This is a genomic window from Allobosea sp. P4_C6, assembly GCF_056402015.1.
Genome location: NZ_JBFUIF010000163.1, coordinates 1 through 2902, shown reverse-complemented (window position 1 = coordinate 2902; position 2902 = coordinate 1). Strand labels below are relative to the sequence as shown.

The 2902-nt window shown below is 55.7% G+C and carries 2 protein-coding genes and 1 pseudogene; all 3 read left to right on the top strand.

Translation table 11 applies throughout. The annotated features are described in order from the left end of the window. The coding region (locus AC1DVA_RS27375) for an integrase core domain-containing protein (protein WP_476807981.1) at positions 1-151 on the top strand (151 nt) is incomplete at its 5' end. A gap of 992 nt (positions 152-1143) precedes the next feature. Continuing rightward, positions 1144-1908 (top strand): IclR family transcriptional regulator, encoded by a 765-nt coding sequence (locus tag AC1DVA_RS27370; RefSeq protein ID WP_476807980.1) that lies wholly within the window; start codon positions 1144-1146, stop codon positions 1906-1908. 171 nt (positions 1909-2079) lie between these two features. After that, positions 2080-2902, top strand: a pseudogene (locus tag AC1DVA_RS27365) (hypothetical protein); the annotation flags it as partial.

Here is a 2902-nt window from a genome sequence, read left to right as displayed (position 1 = left end):
GGGCTGGCGTCAGCACTACAATACCCGGCGCCCGCACTCCTCGCTCGGCTACAAGCCGCCAGCACCGGTCGCTGTGGTCTGGCCGCCTACGAAAACCCAACCCGCTTCGCCGGCCATCTCAACCGTGGCCGACAAGCCCACCATGCATTAGATTAGAACCGGGCCACCTGATGGGGGCAGGCCAGCTGCGGCGATGCGGCAACGCCACCTTTCGCGCGCTCGCACCTGGCGGAAGTGCAATATCTGCGGATCCACAACCGGCTACAGTTGATTACACGGCGCGTCAGCTGAAGAGCTGAGGCATAGTGTTGCGGCGCTCTCACCGCTTTCCTTGTCGGCGGGACGAGGCCGAGCGGATCAAACTTGGCTAGACCCGAGAGATTCTCCAGCTAGCCCGTTGCGGACGTCGGCAAGGTCCGCTTTCCGCCTGTTCTGCTTGTGCTATCAGCTCGGCCTTTCCTGGCCATTCTGAAAAAGCGTTCTCTTCCGGAGCGCTCAGGTCAATCACAGTGAGATGACCGTCGGCCCTGGGCCCAGCGCATCGTAGGAGGTACCGGCGCCTTAGGCAGAGCAGTTCCTCGGGTCAATTTGGGCAACACTCATCCTACCGCCGATCCACGCAAGGATGCCGTTTCATATGGCGTGCGATCTTTTGAACGTCCTGAGCCACAAGGAGAAGATACGTAATACCGCGGCCTCAGCTTACGGCCGCGCACATCACTGTTACGCGGAGAACGGTAGACAATCTTGGATTTGATTCGCTGTGGCTCCAAAATCGACGACGAGGATCGCCGTCCAAGTCTCCTCGATAAATGGATTTAGGCTCTTCGCGTGGCGCGACGCCGTTTTCAAGCTTTTAAAATTCAATAACTGCCATGTCGAGTATGCGAGACAATTCTATTCAATTACAATGAATTAGAAGCAGAAGGGGGGCCCGCCGGCCGTCATAAAGCTGGGGAGCGGTTCAAATTGCTCTAGCCCCGGATTGTCGATCGGATCACACTCCTTGCGAGTGCACCCAATACGCGACGATGTGCTGACAACCGATGCGAGCGAGCGCCCTGGAGGACGCATCCGCTGTGCCTGGCCTTTCCGGTGAAACGGACATGAATTCTCAACCACCGTAAGATCGTGAGCTCAGCCATGAACGTGACGTTCGAAGAAGGTTTGGCGGTCCTTGAGGCTTTAGCCAGCAGTAATTGCCCCAGCACTGTCAGTCAGTTAAGCTCTCAAACTCACTTCGACGAGGACACCGTCCAGAATACGCTGAAGATTCTTGAAATGTCGCGATACATCTCCATATCGCGACATTCTTCTCGCGTAGCACTGTCACCCAAACTGTGGAGCTTGGGGTTTTGCCTAAAGGACGCAGCTGATCTGAAACGCGTTTCGGAGCGACATCTTTCAAAGCTGGTCATGGAAACGCGCGAGTCCGCATGCGTGGCGGTGATCGCTGATCTAGAAGTCGTTATCGCGGCCTGCATTAACGCGCCAGGACCAACTGTGACTGAATTTGAGGTTGGCAGCAAAGTACCAGCTCAGAATTGCGCTGCCGGAAAGGCGATCCTGGCATTTCAATCTCCACAGGTCATCAGTGAAGTGGAGGCTAGGACTGTTGGCGAGGCACGGGGGCAATTCGATGCTGGATCGTTCCGAAGCGAACTTGAGATGATTCGCGCGCGAGGATTCGCTGTTAATTCCGACGAAACGGGAAAAATGAGGTGCGAAATCGCCGCGCCGATTCGATACAGCGGTGGAGTTGTCGAGGCTGCGATCGGTATATCGGGCCCATCAAACTGGGTAGAATCGGAATCTATTTCGGAACTGGCCGAGAATATCCTGGAAGCAGCCAAGCAGATTTCATGCGAACTCAACCGGTTAAACGCTGGGACAGCGTTCAACTCTTGAAAGTGCCGCCGGTTTTTCGGAGACAGCGTTGGGTCAGGAAATGATCGGTTCTCGCACTCGGGCTATGCCGGCGAACGCCTCCCACCGGCTCGGATCCCCTAGCTATATCGCTGCCGCGCTTTGAATTGGGTTCAAGGAAGCAGCTCCGTTATCGAACGAAGCGGTAAAGCTATGGCACTGACCGGAACTTCGGGAACGACCGAAACTCACGTCCGAAGGCGCCGAGTCTATCATATCGGCGGCTACGACCCGGCGCCCCCGTCGGCAGTGTTCGAGCGCTTCACCAGGGAGCTGCGACGTTTCGAACGCGCGTGGGGAACACATGCATCAACGACCGAACTCGAAGTAAGTGGAGACATCGCCTCGTGGCAGGTTTCCGCGTCGGGCTTGAACTGGCGTACCGAAATCGAGATGCGTCTCGTCAGGTGGGACGATGTGATCGTCGGCTCAGGCGTGCAACCAACATGGCGCCGTCTAGTGCCCGCAGTTATCGCATTCTGCGATTTTCTGGTTGCAGGGACGTTCACGGCTTATCTCCGATCCAGTTGGCGATATGCACTGTTTTTCCTCTATCCGATTTTGATTTTGGCGCTGGTCGGCTCTGTCTCTGCGGGGGCGGCGGCATTCACCCTGAAATCCACCGGAAGCTACTTCGCAGCAATTCTGGCTTTATTTATTTCATTATACGCTACGTTATACGCGGCGGACAGGTTTCTTTATCTCAACATTCTGATTGAGGATTGGATATTCTCACATAGATACGTACGAAAAGGGGATAGTATTCTTGATGACCGCTTACAGCGTATCGCGGAAGAAATCGCGCGCAATGCCCCAGCCGATCAGGTCGACGAGATTCTTATCATAGGGCACAGCCTGGGCGCCGTTCTTGCCATCGACCTCATCGATCGGGCGATGAAAATTCAACTCGATCAATCGGGCAACCCCCGCAGGCTAGCCTTCTTTTCCGTCGGAGCTTCAACCCTCAAAATCGGAC